Consider the following 22,254-nt stretch of genomic DNA (forward strand, 5'->3'; position numbering starts at 1 on the left):
ATTTTTAGAACGGATCAACTTCAGCTAAATCAGGGTTAGCATTCGGATTTGTTAATAAGGTTTTCAGCTCACCTACTTCTGAGAGAGCAACGAGGATATAACCACTAATAAGAACGATGAGTCCAATGACCCGTAATGTTTGCAGTGTAATATCACGGCTATTGTTTTCGGAGTTGTCTTGGGGCGGAGAAGGTGGATTATTGTTCATAGTTAGGCTCCCATCTTTTGTATTTATATATGTTCGAAATCATTATTTAACTTATGGATAGGAATTATATAGTCATTTTCACTATATGAGAACTGCCTATGAAAAGTGATAAGGAATTTTTGGGCGAGAAAAAGGGGGAATCCAAAAGATTATTAAAACTGAACTTTTGGATTCCCCTCTTTTTATTTATCTTGCTATTTGTGGTGGTCGGATTGCCTGTAAACGACCAGTTGGTGAGGGCTAATTAATCAGTGGGGGATGAATAAAACCCCACTGATTAACTATTTTCATGTAAATAAAAGGAGGTTAGTTATCCTAATATACGCAACGATTCTTCAATAAACGCTGGGATGTCCTCTGGCTGTCTACTTGTTACTAGCTGATTTTGACATACGACAACCTCTTTGTCATGAAAGTTCCCGCCGGCATTTTTCAAATCGACTTCAATAGATTTATATCCAGTGACATCACGTCCTTCAAGTGTTTGTGCAGTGATGAGTAGCTGAGGTCCGTGACAAATAGCGAAAACAGGTTTTTCCGCATCCATAAATGCTTTACTAAAGCGAACAAAACGTTCATCTGCACGAAGTATATCTGGAGAAAATCCACCCGGTATGAAGAGGGCATCAAAGTTCTCTGGAGAAACATCATCAATACTTTTATCAATTACGACTTCACTTTTTCCTTGCTTACCGTGTACTGTTTTCCCTTTTTCCATTTCAATAGTTGTTAATTCATATTCCTTTTGATTAAAAGCTGCTACTGGCTCTGTGTATTCTGTGTCCTCGAAATAATCCGTTATTAAAATAGCAATTTTTTTACTCATTCTAATCCGCTCCTTATATTATCGGTTCCAGAATCTTCCTTGGGCAATACCTTCTATAAATGATTCAATTGAAGTGTTTGTTAGGTTATAAACTCCTGCTCCATCCAGTTTAATCTTACTATTGTCCAAAGCATGAGGATTACTAAGGACATGAGCTATCGGTTTAAAATGTTTAAAAGTAGTTTCTGTAAATTCTAAAACAGGGGGGTGAATGACAGACTCACTACTAAACACTAATACTGCATCAAAAAGCGAAGAGTCTGTTGTTGTATAAGTATCAGTTACTTTAATGGAATCATTGAAATGATAAATTTTATTATCTATGATGCTATAGTTCATTCGGTGCTGTGCAAAAGCTTGAATCCATTCGGACAGAAGGGAGACGCTTGGGTCACCATTTAATAGAATTGCGACATTTTTAGAATCAGATTTAAAAATAGTATTGGACATACTTAGTGCAGGTGATTTTGCATCTGAATTTACTTCGTGATTTTCTTTAGGTAAAGGAGCTCCAACAATGTTAGCGACTTCTTGTGCTAATTGACGATCGACGTGGTTTAGGAGAGCAATTACATTTGCCTTCACCATGTCTGATTTACACTTCCCAACTTCAAAGCAAAAAGCTTCTTTTATGTGCTGCTTTTCAATAGGGCTCATACTATTGTAGAAAAGTTTAGCCTGAGAATAAAAGTTAAGAAAGCTTTTACTACGACCTCTAATTTTATGCCCATCAATCTTTTCTTGATAATGTTCATATCCTCCTTGTTCGGCTTGGACGGTTGCAGGTTGATTGTTATTTAATCCGTTAGGATGATAGCTTGTCTGACCGCGATGAATCTGCATTTGATGCATACCATCACGTTGATTATTATGAAAAGGACATACGGGTTGATTGATAGGGATTTGATGGAAATTAGGGCCCCCTAAACGAGATAATTGTGTATCTGTATAGGAGAATAATCTTCCTTGCAGAAGAGGGTCATTTGAAAAATCAATACCTGGTACGACATGACCAGGGTGAAAAGCTACCTGCTCTGTTTCAGCAAAGAAGTTATCAACATTTTTGTTCAATGTCATTTTACCAACTAATTTTACGGGAACTTCTTCTTCTGGCCATAATTTCGTTGGATCTAAAATATCAAAATCAAATTTATGTTCATCTTCTTCTGGAATTAACTGTAATCCAAGCTCCCATTCAGGATAATCCCCTTTTTCAATTGCTTCGTATAAATCTTGACGATGAAAATCAGGATTTTTCCCAGCAATCCTTTGAGCTTCATCCCATACTAATGAATGAACCCCAAGGGTAGGTTTCCAGTGAAACTTTACGAAATGGGCTTTTCCTGCTGTGTTAATGAGTCGAAATGTGTGAACTCCAAAACCTTCCATCATTCGTAAACTACGCGGAATAGCTCGGTCGCTCATTTGCCACATGACCATATGAGTGGACTCAGGATTATGCGCAACAAAGTCCCAAAAGGTATCATGAGCGCTAGCTCCTTGAGGAATATCATTATGTGGTTCTGGTTTAACTGCATGGACAAAATCAGGAAATTTAATAGCATCTTGGATAAAGAATACGGGCATATTATTACCCACTAAATCATAGTTTCCTTCATCTGTATAAAATTTTGTGGCGAATCCGCGTACATCTCTTACTGTGTCGTTGGATCCTTTAGAACCTTGAACGGTTGAGAACCGTACAAATACAGGTGTTTTCTTTGAAGGATTAGTAAGGAAATCTGCTTTTGTATAGGCTTCTAACGATTCATAAAGCTGAAAATAACCATGTACGCCAACTCCGCGCGCATGAACAATTCTTTCAGGAATTCGTTCATGATCAAAGTGGGTCATTTTCTCGCGAAAGTGGAAATCCTCCATTAAGGTTGGGCCTCTTAAGCCCATCTTTAAAGAAAATTCATCCTCGGCTATTTTTACTCCTTGGTTTGTTGTTAAAGCATGTTTGCGTTGATTATCCGTAACATGGTGCTTCAATTGCTCCATTTTTTTATTCACAATATAGGCCCCTCCTTTACTTTGTTAATTTAATAGATACCCTTTTTATTAGGACGTAAACATGTATTATGATTTTTGTATGTAAAAATCATAATTAAACCCTAAAACATCAAGGGGAAGAAAGGGGGGGTGTATAGCACTCTATGCTTAAGAAAAACAGGAGTAACATACCTAAAGTTTTTAATTAAGTATGAACGATAGGTTTAACATTAAAAAATAAAAAAGCCAAGGAGAAAATTTATTTGCTCCTTGGCTTTTAAGATAATTCTTTTCGTTAAAATGCGGAAATTCTTTGCTTCGTTTTTGGTACAATAATAAATTTGATCCAGAGTAACCCGACAATCATAATGATAAGGATATGTAAAAATTGACCTGTAGCAATGAGTATAACACTCGAAAATACAATGAGTTGAATACTTAGCAATATAAAGATTAAGTGAAGAAATTGCTTCATCCTTTCTTCAGTATGGATTGGATATAATGCTACAATAATATTTCCCGAAAAATATTTCCACAGGGAACGGAGCTGCATAGAAATCATATATAGAACGATGTAAGCGATAGCGCCTTTTACGTATATATTTGGTATGAAATATAAGGCGAAAGCACCGATCAATCTTAAGCGAATATATATACCGAAATAATCATTTCCACGTAAAAATGCTAATGTATGTAAATAGAAGAAAGTTGCTCGTTTTTTATGTAATAAAGGTTCAATCCAATTTGTAAGCCATTTTCTTTTATTTACTTGTTTATTCAGTTGCGGAACATCTGTGAAAATGCTAGCAAATTGATAAAAACGAACGTTCATTTTTTCTTCTTGCTCGATTATGTAATCCCACGGTATTCGTTTTGTAGGCTGTTTTTTCGTATATAGAAGTAGGAAAGCAAGTAGTAAGAGTAGTCCGCCCAATATGAGAACATTTGCGGAATAAAACAGCATGTAAATGATTAGGGCGTTACAAGTAATACGAATGATTAGCCATATATTTTTTTCGTGACTATCACGCCACATCCAATGTATGTACATGTTCCAGGCTTTCGTAATCATTAACACGATAAAGATTGTACATAAAAAAGGTACAGTTAATTGCAATGATTGCATAGCAAGTGGAACGAGAATAAGGAACGTAAATAATAATGGGAAAAGCTGCATGATGTAATTGTATAGAAGAGATTTTTTAAAATAAGATGTTAATTTCTCTTCTAGTGCTAGTAAATAGACAGCATCAGGTTTTTGAATAAATGTACGGATAGGGCATCTCGTTATAATGAATGTAAGTACAATCGTTATAATTATTAAAGATATTCCTTTAGAAGGAGATGCTTTTAGAAACTGAGCATAATAATATGCACCAACGCATGAAATAAAGATAAAGCTATATAGTAAACCGTTAATCATACGTGCAAAGTATGTAATGATATTTTGAATATGTTGTTGGAAGCGACTGCTCCATAGCGATTCGATTGACATGTTTTTCACCTCTTTGTTCTATTATATATGTTTTACAAAAGAAAAAACGAGCAAATTGCGTTATGCAACTTGCCCGTTTTTCTTTTCGTTATTTTTTTTCTGATCACGATTCATTAATGGATAGAAAGCAAATCCGATTACGAATAAACCAATTCCGAGAAGGAACGTTTTTATATCGGATGCGCCCGTTTTAATAACCCATAGTGCGTAGCAAAGTGCGATAACTGCGACTATGCCATCTGTAATTCTTGCCCGCATTTCATTTTTATATGTTTCACCAGTTGCGACTAGTTTTAACTGGAAGATTGGTGAAACGAGATATGGAATGAGGTAGGCCAGTGTCGATACGGTAATAACGAATGTATAAGCTTCCGCAATGGTTCCTGATAATGTTGAGAATAGGAATACTTGCGACATAATGTTTGTTAATCGTAATGAGTAAATTGGACTTCCTTTTTTATTTGTTTTTGTGAAGAAGGAAGGGAAGAAACCTTCTTTTGCTGCTTGATAAGGTACTTCTGAGCTTAATAAAATCCAGCCTAAGATAGAACCGAACAGGGAAGTAAGAGCAAGTAATGCCATCAGTTTCCCGCCGCCGTGACCCATTGCAGCGTTTAGTGCATCTGCTAATGGACGTTCAGAAGCTTGTAATTTATCAACGTGAAGTACACCCATTGTTAAAATTGTGATTCCTAAGTAGATGGCAACTGTAATAAGTAATCCCGCAACTGTTGCGCGTTTTACCGTTTTTGGAGAAACAGCACGGTTTGATAAAAGAACAGCTGATTCAATTCCGATAAACGCCCAAAGTGTTGTAAGAGCAGCTAAATTCACTTGTGAAAGAAGACCGTGTGATGCCCCTGATTTATCAATCATCGGTGTATACCATTGTCCAAATTTAGAAGCTTCGAATGCAAATAACGTAACGACGATGAATAAAAGGAATCCAGTTACTTTCGTTGTTGTTGCTAAGAAGTTTAGTTTTCCAGCTCCGCTTACACCGTTTGTTAATATAATATGAGTTCCCCAAAGTAAGATGGAACAAATCGTAAATGTAATTAGTTTTCCGACTTCTACGTTAAACGAGCCGATTGAAAATAGTAGTCGCGTATCTTTCATAATTGGGAAGAAGAGTGATAAATATCCCGCAAATGATGTAATGATGGCAACGTTACTTGCCCAGTTTGCAACCCAATATCCCCATACCATACTGAAGCCAGCCATTTTTTTCTTTTTTGGTGTTGAGAATAAAGCATATGCATGACTTTGTGGCCCTGTCGTTAAATCAGGACGACGAATTGCTAAATTACCGAAAACAAGAGCTAGCATTAAAACACCGAACCCTGTAGTTAACCAAGCTAAAGTGACACCGAGTGGGCTTGCTGTTTGTGCCAACGTACTTGGCACCATGAAAATACCAGCGCCAACCATGTTACCGACAACGAAAGCTGTTAGTACCCAAAAGCCCCATTTTTTTTGTTGCATAGAAAATACCTCCAAAGTTAGTATAACCAAGTCAAGCGAGGAGATATGTATGTCTTCCTGAGTCAGGAAGAGAAGTCCCAAACAAAACAAAAAAAGCACGTAATTTGCCGCTACATGCTTTCTATCTTATAAGAAACCCACGACATACCTCTCGATAGCTCTCCACAAACGAAACGTTTGTGACAGTTCTGCACTTATTAAATGCAGACCCAGCAAGCGTGCATGGTGGACACGACTTACTTCGGCAACCATTCCTTTCTCATTCCTTCATCAATGCCACTACATCTCCTGAAATGATACTCTTAATGATTGCAACCTCTACCTCACCGAGATACGAATGAGGATTTAAATATTAAATTAACGTCTTTAAGAGTAACAAATGTATTTTTATACGTCAATGGATATAGTAATAATCAGATTATAGAGAAGAGTTTGTGATTAAAAGTAAGAGGGATTGTTATGTGATATTTGAATTTTCGTAATATAATACATGTTATTAGCGCTAGATGATTGAAAAGGGGATGAAGTAAATGTCTGTATGTCATAAACATTCAGTAATAGGTGTGCTAGATTCGGGAGTTGGGGGATTAACAGTTGCGAGCGAAATTATAAGACAATTGCCTAAAGAAAGCATTTATTATATTGGTGATAATAAGCGTTGCCCGTATGGGCCAAGAAGTGTAGAGGAGGTGCAATCTTTCGTATTTGAAATGGTTGAGTTCCTCAAACAGTTTCCATTAAAAGCGCTAGTCGTAGCATGTAATACTGCTGCAGCTGCTGCATTGACTGAGCTGCAAGAAGCACTTTCCATTCCAGTTATTGGCGTTATACATCCAGGAGCAAGAGCGGCAATTAAAGTAACAAAGAAAGGGGAAATCGGGGTAATTGGAACTGTAGGTACGATAAAATCTAATATGTATGAAAAAGCATTACACGAGCTGGATACATATTTGGAAGTGCATAGCTATGCTTGCCCGACTTTAGCCACAGTTGTAGAAAATCAATTAGAAGATACAGCATATGTCACGCAGCAAGTGAAACAAGCTTTACTTCCATTAACGAAAGAAGATATAGATACGTTAATTCTTGGATGTACGCATTATCCACTTTTAGAGTCCTATATAAAAAAGGAACTAGGAGAAGATGTAACGATTATTAGTTCTGCAGAAGAAACGGCGATAGAGTTAAGTACCATTTTACAGCACAAAGGAATTTTGTCTGACAATCTGAATCCGAAGCATCGTTTTTTTACAACGGGATCTGTTTTATCATTTGAACATATTGCTGAGCGATGGCTAGGGTATCAAATTTCTGTAGAATGTGTACATTTGCCTATGAAAAATGCGTGTATGCATAATTAAGATTTAGTAAATTACGTTTTTAAATAAATTAGGTTCGTTTCATAAGAAGGAAAGAATAAGCTTTTAATTGAAATCATTAAGGTCATTTTAATTAAAGGAGAGGTTTGATTATGGAATTATCAAGATCTCAATTATTTGCTTTGGAGTATATTTCAAAATATGCAGAGAACGAAAAACGTGAGGCTAAAGCAACGATTAATCATATACTTAAAATGTCTAATATTACAGATGAAATATTTGAAGAGGCTGTCGCTAATTTAAAATCTCACGCAAGGATTGCTTTACACTTTCATCCAGACAGACTAGATTCGAGTAAGAAAAGTGTTGCTGAAGCACTATTTGAGCAAGGAGTATATAAAAGTCAGTTTGAAACATTGCTATCTAATGGAAGCGTATCTGCTTATCCTGGTGGTGAACGTGACCTTTGGGAAAAGAGAATATTTGGAGGGGCATATCAATTAGAAGGCGTAACGAATGATCAACGTCCAAAATACGGAGCGCTAAATTTAATGTTACATCCAGATGGGCCGGCTCCGCGTTTTGGTTCCTGTTATTTTCTCTTATCTCCAAAAGTTTCTTCGCGTTCTACATATACATATTTAGATTCACATCAAGATCCGAAAGAAAAGGGGACTTATGAGGAGTTTGATATGATTGTAGCTGCTCTTTTGGAAGAGACATTCGTAAGAGATTTTGCAATTGGTGAAGGAAATTTGACTCCAACAATATTAATTAATCATTTACTGGCTAACCTGAAAAGGCCGTTTATAGATGTAGTAAGCAAAGAGCCAGCCCGTAACCTTAATCATTATATTGAAGCGCAGATTCATGGAGAGATTTCTCTAAAAGAAGACGTGGAAGCGCTTGTCGCAGATCCTTCATTTAAGGGTACGGATGTAGGAAAAGTTTTAGAAGAAATTTGCCTGAAGTATGCTATTGATTTGTATTGGCACATCGGTTTTGTACTTGCGGTAGACGAAGTTCCGATGGATTTTAGAGGTTCAAAAATGCCATCTTTAGCAAGACGCATTGCACGGAATCATTGTATCGATGCAAATATAATTGGCTCTGCTGTAGTGGATTTGAAACGCAATCCATTATCTTGGAGTGATCGTGGAACTTATGAAGAAGTGCTTCAGGAATTAAAATTATTATGGCATGTTTTAGTTCGATTTGGAAAACCAAATCGGAAGTAGAATGAAATACTTCGTTTTTGGAAGTATTTATATAGAAAAGAAGCTGATCTATTTATAGATCAGCTTCTTTTTATAAGATTAAACTAAGTTTAATACAGTTACTTTTTCACGTGTCATAGACTCAAGGCTCTTACGAATACCTTGTGCGCCCATACCTGAACCTTTTACACCGATGAATGGGAAGTGGTCAGGGCCGCGCTCTGTGCGTCCGTTAATTTGAACAGAACCAGTTTCGATTTTGTTAGCAATTGCAAATGCTTTGTTAATGTCTTTAGTGAAGACACTTGCTTGCAGACCGAACTCTGATTTGTTAGCAATTTCAATTGCTTGTTCATCTGAAGAAACACGGATGATTGGAAGGATTGGGCCGAATGGCTCTTCCCAAGCAACTTTCATCTCTTCTGTTACGTGATCGATTAATGTTGGGTAAATTAAGTTACGCTCACGTTTGTTACCGATAACGATTGTAGCACCTTTTTCTACAGCGTCGTCAACTAAACCTTGAACGAAGTCAGCAGACTTGTCGTCGATTAATGGAACGATTGTGCTATCTTGTTCTGGAGATCCAACTGATAGTTCAGCTACTTGCGCTTTTAATAAGCTAACAAGCTCGTCCGCTACGTTTTCGTGTACAAGTACACGTTTAATAGCTGTACAACGTTGACCAGAGTAAGAGAATGCACCGCTTACGATATGGTTTGCAGCATCTTGTAAGTCAGCATCTTCACGAACGATACCAGGATCTTTACCACCAAGTTCTAATACAAGTGGAATCATTGAAGCTTTTTTCGCTAAATGTTTACCTGTGTTTGTACCACCTGTGAACGATACCATATTGATGCCTTCGTGTTCTACTAAGTAGTCACCAATTACAGAACCGCGTCCTGTAGCTACGTTTACAAGACCTTTTGGAAGGCCAGCTTTATGAAGTGCTTCAACCATTTTAATACCACTAATTGCACCTTGAGTTGCTGGTTTGAAAATAACAGCGTTACCCATAATTAATGCTGGTGCAAGTTTTGCAGCAGATAAGTTTACTGGGTAGTTAAATGGTGCGATTGCTAATACAACACCAAGTGGTGCGCGTTGGATAATCGCAAGCTTAGATTTTGTACCGCCCGGGAAGCTATCGCCCATCATGCTTTCTCCGTGCATATGTAAAGCTTCTTCGATCGTGTAACGAATGAAGTCAGCTGTACGAACAACTTCTTTCTTCGCATCTTTATATCCTTTACCGACTTCTTTCATAATGATATCGGCAATTTCATCCTGCATATTTACGAGCTCATCAGCCCATTTATATAAGTATTTTGCGCGATCTTGTAGGGAAGCTTCAGCCCATGATTTTTGAGCTTCTTTTGCAGATGCAATTGCTTCATCTACTTCTCCGCGAGTAATTGCTTGTACTTGTCCAATTACTTCGTGTAAGTATGGAGATGGAATTTCGATTGTTTCTCCTGAAGAGCTTTCTCTCCATTCTCCGTTTAAATAAAATTTGTACGTATTGCTAGTTGTCATGATTAGTCCTCCTAAAATAGCAACTTGTAAGAGTGAGTATAAGGTGATTGTAGGGGGTTTGATAACATTTTTCAAATGAAATGTTTGTGAAAACGATTTCTTATTCTTTTTTTATTTTGTATGCCCTTTCTTACAGAACATTCCCTTATTTCAAAATGGTGTATCATATATTTTTATTTAAAGTGTGAAAAAATAATTGACAGAATACTCAATAAAGTTGTAAGATTATAAATGGAAAATAAATGAAAGGGGTGTGCGTAATGATTGTAATCGTAAATGTAATGGGCTTAGCTCTGTTAAATGGCAGAAAACATTCATATCATTACGCAACCCGTACGGATATATAGGGCATCTTTGTCTTATAAGAAGCGTACGTTGCGTATATCGTAACGTACGCTTTTTATGCATTCCTGTGCATATCGTCAAGCGGCGGTATGCTTTTTTTTGTTTATTTTCCCTTGTTTAGTTCCGATAAAAAACTTTGGAAGGTGGAAAAATGTGATGAGATTGTATGGGTTACGAAATGTAAATGTGATAGGTCTGGATAGTGGATAAAGAAATGAGAGGTAAACGAGAAAGAGAAGGGAGAGGTTACATTGTTATCAGTATTACTAAAGCTAAAATGGTTTTTTAGGGAGCACTGGAAGAGATATAGTATTGCCATTGGAGCTCTTTTAATTGTGAATATAGTTGAAGTGATTCCCCCGAAAGTGTTAGGGGTTACGATAGATAACATAAAAACAGGAACGTTATCGAACGAAGCTATTATACAGTCTATTCTTATTTTAATAGGGGTTACGATCGTTGGATATGGCCTTACTTTCGTATGGCAACATCAATTGTTTGGCGGTGCATTCGTACTTGAGAAAACGATGCGCTCTAAATTTATGGGGCATTTACTTAAGATGACGCCGACTTTTTATCAAAAAAATCGTACTGGTGATTTAATGGCGAGAGCGACAAATGATTTGAAAGCAATCGCTATGACAGCTGGTTTTGGTATATTAACGCTTGTGGATTCTAGTTTATATATGCTTACGATTGTCTTTATGATGGGGTTTACAATTAGTTGGGAGCTTACATTTGCAGCGCTTATTCCGCTTCCAATTATGGCGTATGCGATGAATATATATGGAAAGAAATTGCATGAAAGATTTACAGTTGCACAAGATGCGTTTGGTGATATGAACGATAAAGTGCTTGAATCAATCGCTGGTGTGCGCGTTATTCGTGCATACGTACAAGAGAATGCAGACGAGGAAAGATTTCATCATTTAGGAGATGACGTCTACGAAAAAAATATGAAGGTAGCAAAGATTGATGCATTATTCCAACCAACTGTGAAAATGCTTGTCGGTCTTAGTTATTTAATCGGCTTAGTGTACGGTGCATACCTTGTGTTCCAGTCAAAGGTGACGCTTGGTGAACTCGTTTCTTTTAACGTGTATTTAGGGATGATGATTTGGCCGATGTTTGCAATTGGGGAATTAATTAATGTTATGCAAAGAGGAAATGCTTCGCTTGACCGTGTGAATGAAACGTTAGCGTATGAGCCAGATGTAAAGAATCCGAAACATCCAAAGCTTGTGCAAGAGCCGGATTATATTCAGTTTGATGATGTGTCTTTCTCATATCCTTCATCAACTGAAGAAAATTTAAAAAAGGTTTCTTTCACATTAAAGCAAGGAGAAACGCTAGGGGTTGTCGGAAAAACAGGAAGCGGGAAAACGACGCTTGTACGTCAGCTTCTTCGCCAATATCCGCTTGGAGATGGAGATATTGCAGTTTCTGATGTGACTTTAGATAAAATGACGAATGAAAATGTACTCGGCTGGATTGGTTATGTACCGCAGGAGCATATTTTGTTCTCAAAAACAGCGCGAGAAAATATTTTATTCGGAAATAGGGAAGCGACTGAAGAAGAACTAGAGAAAGCAATTGAAATTGCTGCGTTTAAAAAGGATTTAGAGTTTTTACCAGAAGGGTTAGAAACGCTCGTTGGAGAGAAAGGTGTTTCTTTATCAGGAGGGCAAAAACAAAGGATCTCGATTGCACGAGCTGTTATTCAAAATCCAGAAATTTTAATTTTGGATGATTCTTTATCAGCTGTAGATGCTCGTACGGAAGCAGCGATCATTGAAAATATAAGAACGGAAAGAAGCGGAAAGACGACGATTATTACGACGCATCGTTTATCTGCAGTGCAACATGCGGATTGGATTCTCGTTATGGATGAAGGCGCAGTTATAGAAGAAGGTACGCATGATCAGCTTATCCAAAAGGGAGGCTGGTATGCTGAGCAGTTTGAAAGACAACAAGGTGAAAGTGAAAGTGCGGATAGTGGGGTGAAAATATGAGCGTTTCAAAACGGTTGTTTCAATACGCGATGAAAGTGAAGGGGACGATTTTTGCTGCGATGTTAATGTTATTTATTTTCGTCATCGCAGAGCTTGCTGGTCCTTTCGTCGCTAAAACGATGATTGACGATCATATCGTCGGGATAGAGAAACCTTGGTGTGAAACAGAACAGAGTGAAGATGCTGTTTCGTATAATGGGGCTTTTTATAAGCGAAGTGATCGCTTTGAACAAGGCGAGAAAAAAGGAAAAGAAGTACGCGTAATGCAAGTCGGTTTTCAATATTATTTTGTACCGAATAAAGTAAATGCGGAAGGGTCACGGACTGTAAAAGGGGATATGATTACCGTTCAAAATGGTAAGGCGGTGCAAGTGTATAAAGCGAAAGCATTAACGAAAGAAGAAGTGTTTGCATTTTATAAACCAGAAATAAACCGTCTATTATTACTTGGTGGTGGCTATTTCGCTTTATTAGTAGTCGTGTCATTATTTGCATACGGAAAGCAGTTCTTCTTGCAGAAGGCAGCGAACAAAATTATTCAAATTATGAGGGAAGATGTTTTTTCTCATATTCAAACGTTGCCAATTCGGTACTTTGATCATTTACCGGCGGGGAAAATTGTTTCGCGTGTGACGAATGATACAGAGGCCATTCGTGATTTATATGTAACGGTGCTGGCAACATTCGTTTCTAGTATCATCTATATTATTGGGATATTCGCTGCGTTATTTTTATTAGATGTGAAGCTCGCTTCATTATGTTTATTAATTATCCCAATTTTAATTGTTTGGGCGATTCTTTATAGAAAATATGCGTCTGTATACAATCATAAAATGCGCTCTCGCTTATCTGATATTAACGGAACAGTGAATGAATCCATTCAAGGGATGCCAATTATTCAAGCGTTTCGTCAAGAGCGTGAAACGAAAAAAGAATTTGAAGAATTAAATGGCGATTATTTTAAGTATCAAAATAAAATTTTAAATTTAAATGCAGCAACTTCGCATAACTTAGTAGCCGTATTAAGAAATATCGCTTTCACAGGAGTAATTTGGTATTTCGGCGGTGCGTCATTAAGTGCTACAGGTATTATTTCACTTGGGGTACTGTATGCGTTCGTCGATTATTTAACACGATTATTCTCGCCAATTACGAATATGGTGAACCAGCTTGCAAACTTAGAGCAAGCGCGCGTTGCATCAGAACGTGTCTTTGAATTGTTAGAGGAAAAAGGGGAACCGGTAGAAGAAGAACGTATGCCTCGTTTAAAAGGAAATGTAAAATTTGATAATGTATCATTTTCTTATAATGGAAAAGATGAAGTGTTAAAAAATATTTCTTTTGAAGCGAAACAAGGCGAGACAGTGGCACTTGTCGGTCATACTGGATCAGGAAAAAGTTCTATCATGAATGTACTCTTTCAATTTTATGAGTTTGAAAAAGGAAAGCTTACGATTGATGGTCACGATGTAAAAGAGATGCCGAAACAAGCAACCCGTGAACATATGGGAATCGTACTGCAAGACCCGTTTCTTTTTAGCGGGACGGTCGCTTCCAATGTAAGCTTAGAAAATGAAAAAATTTCAAAAGAGCGTATCATAAAAGCATTGCATGATGTTGGTGCTGAAAGATTTGCGAATAATATAAATGAAGAAATTACAGAAAAGGGAAGTACGCTTTCCACTGGAGAACGTCAGCTTATTTCATTTGCTAGGGCGCTTGCTTTTGATCCAGCTATCTTAATTTTAGATGAAGCAACGTCTAGTATTGATACAGAAACAGAGGCGATGATTCAACAAGCACTAGAAGTTGTAAAAAAAGGAAGAACGACATTTATTATCGCTCACCGCCTTTCAACGATTAAAAGCGCAGATCAAATTATTGTGCTCGATAGAGGAACCATTTTAGAAAAAGGCTCTCATGATGAACTCATGAAAAAGCGGGGGCGTTATTACGATATGTATAAAACGCAAATGGAAGGCAATCAGAGTGCTTAATATGCATGGAGGAGAACTTGTGATTTTCACAAGTTCTTTTTTATTGATGAATATGTCGACTCTTTAGCGAATTACGACAGTTAAATAAGAAGTATTGTTTTACCTTTTTCTCCATAAATGCTATATTAAAAAATGTTACTTATTTTTTGTATGTAGCGTTATTTTTCCCTTTTGTTTGATTATGAAGAAAAAGGATAAACTAAATAAGAACATTTTCATTGAAAAATTGTTCAAGATTGCATACAATCAATATAGTTTTTAAATTCCTATCAGAATACTTGGAGGATTACTATCATGAAGAAATTATTTTCAGTGCTTGCAGTAACTACATTAGCGATCGGGATTGTAGCCGGCTGCGGTAAAGAAGAGAAAAAAGATACAGCTAGTCAAGACGCGTTACAAAAGATTAAACAAAGCGGTGAACTTGTAATTGGTACAGAAGGTACATATCCACCATTTACGTTCCACGATTCAAGCAATAAATTAACTGGATTCGATGTTGAATTAGCAGAAGAAGTTGCAAAACGTTTAGGTGTAAAACCTGTATTTAAAGAAACACAATGGGATAGCTTACTTGCTGGCCTAGATGCAAAACGTTTCGATATGGTTGCAAACGAAGTTGGTATTCGTGAAGATCGTCAAAAGAAATACGATTTCTCTAAACCATACATTTCATCTTCAGCGGCATTAGTTATCGCAAAAGATAAAGATAAGCCTGCTACATTTGCTGATGTAAAAGGGTTAAAAGGAGCACAATCTTTAACGAGTAACTATGCAGATATTGCTAAGAAAAACGGTGCAGAAATCGAAGGTGTAGAAGGATTTAGCCAAGCGGCAGAATTATTAGCTTCAGGACGCGTTGATTTTACAATTAATGATAAGTTATCAGTATTAAATTATTTAGAAACGAAAAAAGATGCAAAAATTAAAATTGTAGATACAGAAAAAGAAGCTTCACAAAGTGGATTCTTATTCCGTAAAGGTAGCGATAAGCTTGTACAAGAAGTAGATAAAGCGTTAGAAGATATGAAAAAAGACGGTACGTATGACAAAATAACGAAAAAATGGTTCGGTGAAAATGTATCTAAGTAGTGCATTAGTTTCAGATCGATTGTCTACTTGGATAGATATTATGCAGACTTCCTTCATGCCTATGCTGAAGGAAGCTGTTTTTACAACAATTCCATTAACGCTTATTACATTTATTATCGGTCTTATACTTGCGACGTTAACAGCGCTCGCACGTATTTCAGGTAGTCGTATTTTACAATGGATTGCTCGTATCTATGTATCTATCATTCGCGGAACGCCACTTCTTGTACAGTTATTTATTATTTTCTATGGTCTTCCAACTCTTAATATTGAAGTTGAGCCATATACAGCAGCAGTTGTTGGATTTTCATTAAATGTCGGTGCATATGCATCTGAAATTATTCGTGCTTCTATCCTTTCCATTCCGAAAGGGCAGTGGGAAGCAGCTTATACAATTGGGATGACATATCCACAAGCATTAAAACGTGTTATTTTACCACAAGCAACGCGCGTATCAATCCCGCCGCTTTCAAATACATTTATTAGCTTAGTGAAGGATACTTCATTAGCATCGTTAATTTTAGTAACAGAAATGTTCCGAAAAGCGCAGGAAATTGCGGCGATGAACTACGAGTTTTTAATTGTTTATTTTGAAGCAGGTCTTATTTACTGGGTTATTTGTTTCTTATTATCAATCGTACAACAGATGTTAGAAAAGCGTTCAGAACGCTATACATTAAAATAATCCTTTTACAAAAGGAGTTTTTGTTTTTATGATTTCAATTCAGCACTTACAAAAAAGTTTCGGAGATAATACCGTACTAAAGCATATAGATTTAACAGTTGAGAAGGGCGAGGTTGTTGTTATTATTGGGCCGTCTGGATCTGGTAAAACGACATTCTTACGTTGTCTCAATGTATTAGAAACGCCAAACGCTGGTAATATTCGTATCGGTAATAAAGAGCTTAACTTCTCTCAAAAAGTAACGAAGAAAGATATTGTTAATCTTCGTACGCAAACAGGTATGGTATTCCAGCATCATAATTTATTCCCGCATTTAACAGCACTTCAAAATGTAATGGAAGGGCTCGTTACAGTGAAAAAGATGGGGAAAGAAGAAGCGAAGAAAAAAGCAAACTATTTCCTTGAAAAAGTTGGTTTAGCAGATAAAGTGGATTTATATCCGTTCCAATTATCAGGCGGACAACAACAGCGCGTTGGAATTGCGCGCGCACTTGCGATGGAGCCGGAAGTGTTACTATTTGATGAGCCGACGTCAGCGCTTGATCCTGAACTCGTTCAAGAAGTTCTGAAAGTAATGAAAGAACTTGCTAAAGAGGGCATGACGATGGTTATTGTAACGCACGAAATGCGTTTTGCACATCAAATTGCGAACCGTGTTATTTTCATGGATGGTGGTGTCGTTGTCGAACAAGGTACACCAGAAGAAGTATTTACAAATCCAAAAGAAGAACGCACGAAGAAGTTTTTACAAATGTTGCAATAAATTAAGGAAGGTCTCAAGGCATATGCCTTGAGACCTTTTTGCCATATATATTTATTTGTGGAATCCGCCAAGGCTTTGCTCAGCCATTGCAACTAGACGTTTTGTGATTTCTCCACCAACTGAACCGTTAGCGCGAGCCGTAGAATCTGCTCCTAATTGTACACCAAATTCTTGAGCGATTTCGTACTTCATTTGATCGATTGCAGCTGTTGCACCTGGTACTACTAATTGATTTGAAGAATTTTGGTTTGCCATAGGAATATATCCTCCTTAGAGTTATAAAAGTTTTTTTGGTTGGACTAGCTGGAGTTGAACCAGATTATCGCCCCGGTTGGCGCTAATCCATCGGTAATTAAGTTTGTACTCATAGTATGGATGTTACCTAGAAAGATATACAAAATAATAATTTGTAAATTTTGTCAAAAAAACGTATTGATTTCGTAAATTATGAAATAAGAGTAATCGTTGTATTTTTAAGAAAACAGGCCAAACTAAGGGGGATATTAAATATAATTTTTTCATTGTAGCCTGCTACTTGTAGGCTAATTATTAGCTTCTTATTTATGATTTATTGAAATAAAAATGAAATCGGTAGCAACTTCATAGTTCTATTTTTAAGTAGGGATGGAGTGGGCGCTCCTATGTCTGGATAGGTTGCTCTCTTCACTCTAAAAAAGAGAGGCTTATAAACGATAACGTATGGAGGAATCATGATGGGGATTTGCCCGCTTTGTAACGCATTAGAATCACAAACATATTCTTGTCAAAATTGCCAAAGTATACTCCAAGATTATGGGAAGTCTGTAGATTACATAGACGATTATAGTGCCTATATGGATCAAGAATTATTAAGTGCAGTAGATGGTTTAACGCATAATAATTCAAATGAATATTGCAATCATATTTTTTATTGCAGAGTATGTAACGTGGAAACTGAGGTTGTAGTAAAACTTGTGTAAATAGAAAACTTCCACCTTATTATCTAGGTGGAAGTTTTTGTTTTTGTATTTGTGAGTGAATCATAGGAGAAGGGATATGTTCGGTGTTTGATGAAGCCCCTGATTTTATTTGAGACATTTTTTCTTTTGTATCACGTAAAGAATGTTCAGTTAAGTAGACGGCATATTCGTAAAATAACTGGCGCGTCAGTTCACTTTGCTCTTTTAATTTTTTATCTTGGAATACAGTTCGCCCAGGTTTAGAGTTGGCTTCAAAGAGCCACGGATTTTCCTTTGTGTCTAAACCGATATCAAAACCGATTTCTCCAATATTTCCAGTTACTTGTTCATCGAGCGCGTAACTTATTTGTAAGGCAGTATGTTTTAATTTATTTTCAATTTGAACTTGTTTCGTTGAATCTGGAAAAAGCTCTTGTAATAATTTTGTATCACCGCCACTATTTACGTGCGTTGTTAAACTGCCTTTGCCGGCGATTTTGGCGACGATTGCACTAACTATCCAATTACCGAAATGGTTTTTATTTGTATGAATGCGGAAATCAACAGGTTGCCCATCGAAGCGAAGTAACGAAATACCTTGCTGTACGATAAACTTTTTTAAATCATGTCCTTTTAATACGTGGTTTAGAAGCGTTTCTAATGATTGATACTTTCTCAGTTTATTTTCTTCATTTTCGCGATAACGACAGTAGTAGCAATTCTCTGTTTGAGAATAAAATATTTGATGAATATTTCTACCAAAGCTCCCGTGTATTGGTTTCATGTACACTGATTTATACGTGCCAAGAAACCGTTCTACTTGTTCAAAATGCTGAAATGCTTCTGTATTTGGTAATAAGGGTTTAATTGATTCGTCTTTCGTAAGAAGTTGATGAACTTCCCATTTATTGAAAAAACCTGGGTTAAACCATGGAATGCAGTAGTCTTGTTCTAATTTTCTTTTTGCCCTGACGATTGGTTTATAATTTTCCGCTTGCCGATTCGGTAAGCGATCGTAAATGACATTTGGTAAAGGGACTTTTTTCTTTATCCATTGTTTCTCTTGAAAGAAATATCCTTCAATCGTTTCTTCTTCCCAGTGTATATGTTGAACCCCAAAGACGAATACGAACGGTCGTAATGAGAATGGTGGTGTTAACAACTCACTCAGAGCAATTGAACGATTTCCTAAAGGGTTAGAAGAATCATCATTAAAGCCAGTTGTAAAAATGCCGATTAATGGTCCGAAAATAATTGTTTGGTTTTGTGTAAATGCATGAATAGTAGTTGATTGAGGCAGTAAAAGTTTTTCGGCAATATGCTTTCCGATAATAATTTCGCGAGTAAAGGAATAATGAATTTTCACCTCTTCACTTGCAATATGACGTATGCCGAAGGAGAGAGATGTAATAGGCGGTGTAATAGAAAAAACGTAAGGTAAAGTAATGCTATTTGGATGGTCATCTGAAATATTTAATGTATATATATGCTCTTTCAAAATAGGTTTACCTCCTTTCATTATGGTGTAAAGCGACTGAATTTAAGTGGTCCGTGAAATATCTTTTCAGCTAATGAATCACTATGACGAATGTATTGTTCGTAAGGAGGAATCGTGTTGACATACATAAGCCAAATTGCGCCTTTTTGATCCATAATTGTGGAAAGTTCTAGTTCGAATAATGAAGAATAAGACTGATCTAGTGTTTGGAATACTTCATTTATAATGTCGTGTAAAGCGTCTTGCAATAGTTGCACACCTGTACTAGATAGTACGTATTTAATTTTTGAAAATGAATGCAATGAATCATCGTCTGTTGCTGAGGGTAAAAGTTGATTAGGAAATGAACTTTTTTGTATAAATTGACCTATAACATTCCAAGTTTGTTCTTTGTTTTTTTGCAAAATAGTTCGAATGTGGAGTGGGTATGTTAATTGATTTGGTGGTTGTAGCATGGTATGCACTATGTAGCGTGATGAACGTATGTTAGATTTACACCAAGATATAAATTCATCTGTCCGCTTGATTGAAAGAGAAGTATGGTATTTTTCATTTACTGTATCGATATGAAACGTTTTATTTTTGTAAGCGACTCGATATAAGTTATCTTTAGAATGTATATTAGTGGGGCGTATAATAATATCTTTAGATTTTAACAACAGTTTGAAAATGTTTTGTATCGTTGCCACTTCAAATTTGGGTATATAAGGAGACAGTTTTTTATTAGTGAGAAATAAATCATGTAGTTCACTTAAGTTAATAAGTGTGTTATTTAAAAAGGTAGTGGAAGGACGGTTGTGCAAAGAGTGAATAATTGATTTTGCTTTTTCAAAGTCTGTTTCCTCGTGAAAAGAATAACGATCATATATATAAGAAGGAATAGGGAATGTTTGCTCTTTCCATTTTCCTGTATCTGTATCGTAAATAAGACCAGAAACAAGGTCTGTTTTAGAATCAATACAAAATGGCGTAAACTGGGCAACGACATTATGATAAAGCCGAGCGCGTTTAGCGATTTCGGTGTAATACGTTTGCTCATAATGAAGTTTAGAAGTTAAAAGGCCGAGAACCAACGAAATCACTCCTTTACTACTATTTGCATAATAGGCGAAGCTATATATTGCAAATACGTTTTTATACCATTATACTTTTGTCCGTATGATGATATGCTATAGTTTTGGAGAAGTGAAAGGTTGATTGTAATGAATATATGGTTAAATATGTTAACGACGACAGGACTCGGAGCAATTATTGGGGGATACACGAATCATTTAGCGATAAAAATGTTATTTCGTCCTCATCGTCCTATTTATATCGGAAAGTTTCAAGTTCCATTTACACCAGGGTTAATTCCGAAGCGTCGTGATGAACTTGCTGTTCAATTAGGAAAAATGGTTGTAGAACATTTGTTAACACCAGAAGGAATTGGAAAAAAGCTAACAAATGAAGAGTTTCAAAAAGGTTTAATTCACTGGGCGCAAGTGGAAGTGGATAAAGTAATTACGAATGAACAATCACTGCGACATATGTTAGAAAAATGGAATGTAGCGCATGTAGAAGAAGAAGCGACTCGAAAAATCGAACATGTTATTACAGAAAAAATTCATGCATTTTTAGCAGAGTATTATACATATACATGGGAACAGGCTTTACCTCATTCTGTAAATGAAAAAGTAGAGAATGCGATTCCGAATGTCTCGGCGTTTATTTTAGAGCGAGGAATTAGCTTTTTTGAAAGTGAAGAAGGGAAAGCACGTCTTTCAAAAATGATTGATGATTTCTTTGCTTCTCGCGGAACGCTACTTAACTTAGTCGGAATGTTTTTAGGAAATGTAAGTGTTGTGGATCGTGTGCAGCCAGAAGTTATTAAGTTTTTAGGGCAAGATGCTACAAAGCAGCTTTTAACTGACGTACTGCAAAAAGAGTGGGAAAAGTTAAAAGGAAGAGATGTAAAAGAATTAGAAGCATTTGTAGAGAAAGAAATGATTGTAAGCTCCGTGCTGTCAGCAGTTAAAGTAGAGGAAACAGTGAGTAAGTTTTTAAATCAATCTGTTCAGCAAGTATGTGAACCAGTTCGAGAAACAATTATTGAAAAAGTGGTTCCAAGTGCAGTAGCGAAAGGCTTAAAGTGGGGAACAGAAAATGTAGAGAGTATACTAAATAATCTACACCTTGCGGAAATTGTCCAGCAAGAAGTGTCTACATTCTCAACAGAAAGATTAGAAGACTTAGTTCTGTCTATTACGAAAAACGAATTGAAAATGATTACGTATTTAGGAGCGTTATTAGGCGGAATGATCGGGCTCGTACAAGGATTGTTACTATTGTTTCTTAGATAATAAGGTGAGTACATAGAAATAAAAGTGAAATTTCTTCACATCTCTTGCATAGTTTGATATGGTAAGAAGAGGTGCGTATGTAAATGCACGTAAAAGGCAGTGCGAGTGAAAAGCGCTAGCCTTCTAAAGGAGGAAAAATAAAATGACAAAGAACATTCATGATGTTGCATATGAATTACAAAAAGCAATCGCTGAAAACGAAGACTTCAAAACTTTAAAAGAGAGCTACGCAGCAGTTCAAGCTGACACAGCTTCAAAGAACTTATTCGATGAGTTCCGTACAATGCAACTTAGCCTACAACAGAAAATGATGCAAGGCCAAGAAATCACTGAAGAAGACAACCAACAAGCACAAGAAGTTGTAGCTCGCATTCAACAAGATGCTAAAATTACAAAATTAATGGAAACTGAGCAACGCCTAAACGTTGTAATCGGTGACGTTAACAAAATTATCATGAAGCCACTTGAAGAATTATATAGCGCGCAACAACAAGCGTAATA

Annotated in this window: 20 protein-coding genes and 1 riboswitch; of the genes, 11 read left to right on the forward strand and 9 right to left on the reverse strand. The window is 36.6% G+C overall.

Features of this window, described 5'->3' with window-relative positions; all coding sequences use genetic code 11:
* Positions 1-4: 4 nt before the first annotated feature.
* The gene (locus tag BC_RS04320; protein WP_001063856.1) at positions 5-208 is read right to left on the reverse strand and encodes a hypothetical protein; all 204 of its coding nucleotides are present in this window, start codon (positions 206-208) and stop codon (positions 5-7) included.
* Positions 209-306: 98 nt separating this feature from the next.
* On the opposite strand from BC_RS04320, the gene BC_RS27510 reads away from it, so the two are divergent.
* Positions 307-456, forward strand: a complete 150-nt coding sequence (locus BC_RS27510) for a hypothetical protein (protein WP_162840102.1) — start codon at positions 307-309, stop codon at positions 454-456.
* Positions 457-518: 62 nt separating this feature from the next.
* Here the strand turns inward: BC_RS27510 and BC_RS04325 are convergent, their stop codons facing one another.
* From BC_RS04325 to BC_RS04340, 4 genes are all read right to left on the reverse strand, one after another.
* On the reverse strand, positions 519-1,034 hold the full coding sequence (locus BC_RS04325; protein WP_000037531.1) for a type 1 glutamine amidotransferase domain-containing protein: 516 nt from the start codon (positions 1,032-1,034) through the stop codon (positions 519-521).
* 18 nt (positions 1,035-1,052) lie between these two features.
* Positions 1,053-3,050: a catalase gene (locus tag BC_RS04330; protein WP_001035777.1), complete on the reverse strand. Its 1,998-nt coding sequence runs from the start codon at positions 3,048-3,050 to the stop codon at positions 1,053-1,055.
* 274 nt (positions 3,051-3,324) lie between these two features.
* Positions 3,325-4,524, reverse strand: coding sequence for an ABC transporter permease (locus tag BC_RS04335; protein ID WP_000021372.1), 1,200 nt, complete (start codon positions 4,522-4,524; stop codon positions 3,325-3,327).
* Between the two features lie 60 nt (positions 4,525-4,584).
* Positions 4,585-6,009, reverse strand: coding sequence for an amino acid permease (locus BC_RS04340; protein WP_001186301.1), 1,425 nt, complete (start codon positions 6,007-6,009; stop codon positions 4,585-4,587).
* A gap of 147 nt (positions 6,010-6,156) precedes the next feature.
* Positions 6,157-6,338, reverse strand: a riboswitch (Lysine riboswitch).
* Between the two features lie 201 nt (positions 6,339-6,539).
* On the opposite strand from BC_RS04340, the gene racE reads away from it, so the two are divergent.
* Positions 6,540-7,370, forward strand: a complete 831-nt coding sequence (gene racE / locus BC_RS04345; protein WP_000109674.1) for a glutamate racemase — start codon at positions 6,540-6,542, stop codon at positions 7,368-7,370.
* A 110-nt stretch (positions 7,371-7,480) separates the two neighbouring features.
* Positions 7,481-8,566, forward strand: a complete 1,086-nt coding sequence (locus tag BC_RS04350; protein WP_000423684.1) for a DUF3626 domain-containing protein — start codon at positions 7,481-7,483, stop codon at positions 8,564-8,566.
* A 78-nt stretch (positions 8,567-8,644) separates the two neighbouring features.
* Here the strand turns inward: BC_RS04350 and gapN are convergent, their stop codons facing one another.
* Positions 8,645-10,084 (reverse strand): NADP-dependent glyceraldehyde-3-phosphate dehydrogenase, encoded by a 1,440-nt coding sequence (gene gapN, locus BC_RS04355; protein ID WP_000213634.1) that lies wholly within the window; start codon positions 10,082-10,084, stop codon positions 8,645-8,647.
* Positions 10,085-10,680: 596 nt separating this feature from the next.
* Here gapN and BC_RS04360 point away from each other — a divergent pair.
* The 5 genes from BC_RS04360 to BC_RS04380 all read left to right on the forward strand — a co-directional run bounded on the left by BC_RS04360 (position 10,681) and on the right by BC_RS04380 (position 16,978).
* A complete protein-coding gene (locus BC_RS04360) occupies positions 10,681-12,441 on the forward strand; it encodes an ABC transporter ATP-binding protein (protein WP_000953783.1) in 1,761 nt (586 codons plus the stop codon).
* Positions 12,438-14,438 (forward strand): ABC transporter ATP-binding protein, encoded by a 2,001-nt coding sequence (locus BC_RS04365; protein WP_000116608.1) that lies wholly within the window; start codon positions 12,438-12,440, stop codon positions 14,436-14,438. The genes BC_RS04360 and BC_RS04365 overlap by 4 nt, the downstream gene beginning before the upstream one ends.
* 294 nt (positions 14,439-14,732) lie before the next feature.
* Positions 14,733-15,530 carry an amino acid ABC transporter substrate-binding protein gene (locus BC_RS04370; protein ID WP_000732840.1) on the forward strand — a complete coding sequence of 266 codons (798 nt, stop codon included), beginning with the start codon at positions 14,733-14,735 and terminating at the stop codon, positions 15,528-15,530.
* Complete coding sequence (locus BC_RS04375; protein ID WP_000281501.1) at positions 15,517-16,215, forward strand: amino acid ABC transporter permease; 699 nt, start codon at positions 15,517-15,519, stop codon at positions 16,213-16,215. The genes BC_RS04370 and BC_RS04375 overlap by 14 nt, the downstream gene beginning before the upstream one ends.
* Before the next feature lie 28 nt (positions 16,216-16,243).
* The gene (locus BC_RS04380; protein ID WP_000623610.1) at positions 16,244-16,978 is read left to right on the forward strand and encodes an amino acid ABC transporter ATP-binding protein; all 735 of its coding nucleotides are present in this window, start codon (positions 16,244-16,246) and stop codon (positions 16,976-16,978) included.
* A gap of 51 nt (positions 16,979-17,029) precedes the next feature.
* On the opposite strand, the gene sasP is transcribed toward BC_RS04380, so the two are convergent.
* Positions 17,030-17,233 carry a small acid-soluble spore protein, SasP family gene (sasP, locus tag BC_RS04385; protein ID WP_000013338.1) on the reverse strand — a complete coding sequence of 68 codons (204 nt, stop codon included), beginning with the start codon at positions 17,231-17,233 and terminating at the stop codon, positions 17,030-17,032.
* 458 nt (positions 17,234-17,691) lie between these two features.
* Here sasP and BC_RS04390 point away from each other — a divergent pair, with 458 nt between their 5' ends.
* Positions 17,692-17,937 carry a hypothetical protein gene (locus BC_RS04390; protein WP_000510476.1) on the forward strand — a complete coding sequence of 82 codons (246 nt, stop codon included), beginning with the start codon at positions 17,692-17,694 and terminating at the stop codon, positions 17,935-17,937.
* 19 nt (positions 17,938-17,956) lie between these two features.
* On the opposite strand, the gene BC_RS04395 is transcribed toward BC_RS04390, so the two are convergent.
* A complete protein-coding gene (locus BC_RS04395) occupies positions 17,957-19,414 on the reverse strand; it encodes a YheC/YheD family protein (protein ID WP_000658062.1) in 1,458 nt (485 codons plus the stop codon).
* A gap of 20 nt (positions 19,415-19,434) precedes the next feature.
* The gene (locus tag BC_RS04400) at positions 19,435-20,487 is read right to left on the reverse strand and encodes a YheC/YheD family protein (RefSeq protein ID WP_000242825.1); all 1,053 of its coding nucleotides are present in this window, start codon (positions 20,485-20,487) and stop codon (positions 19,435-19,437) included.
* Between the two features lie 129 nt (positions 20,488-20,616).
* Here BC_RS04400 and BC_RS04405 point away from each other — a divergent pair, with 129 nt between their 5' ends.
* On the forward strand, positions 20,617-21,753 hold the full coding sequence (locus BC_RS04405) for a DUF445 domain-containing protein (protein ID WP_002195186.1): 1,137 nt from the start codon (positions 20,617-20,619) through the stop codon (positions 21,751-21,753).
* A gap of 142 nt (positions 21,754-21,895) precedes the next feature.
* Complete coding sequence (locus BC_RS04410; protein WP_000164614.1) at positions 21,896-22,252, forward strand: YlbF/YmcA family competence regulator; 357 nt, start codon at positions 21,896-21,898, stop codon at positions 22,250-22,252.
* The last annotated feature ends 2 nt before the right edge of the window (positions 22,253-22,254 follow it).

The organism is Bacillus cereus ATCC 14579, from assembly GCF_000007825.1.
In the GTDB taxonomy this organism is placed as follows: Bacteria; Bacillota; Bacilli; order Bacillales; family Bacillaceae_G; genus Bacillus_A; species Bacillus_A cereus.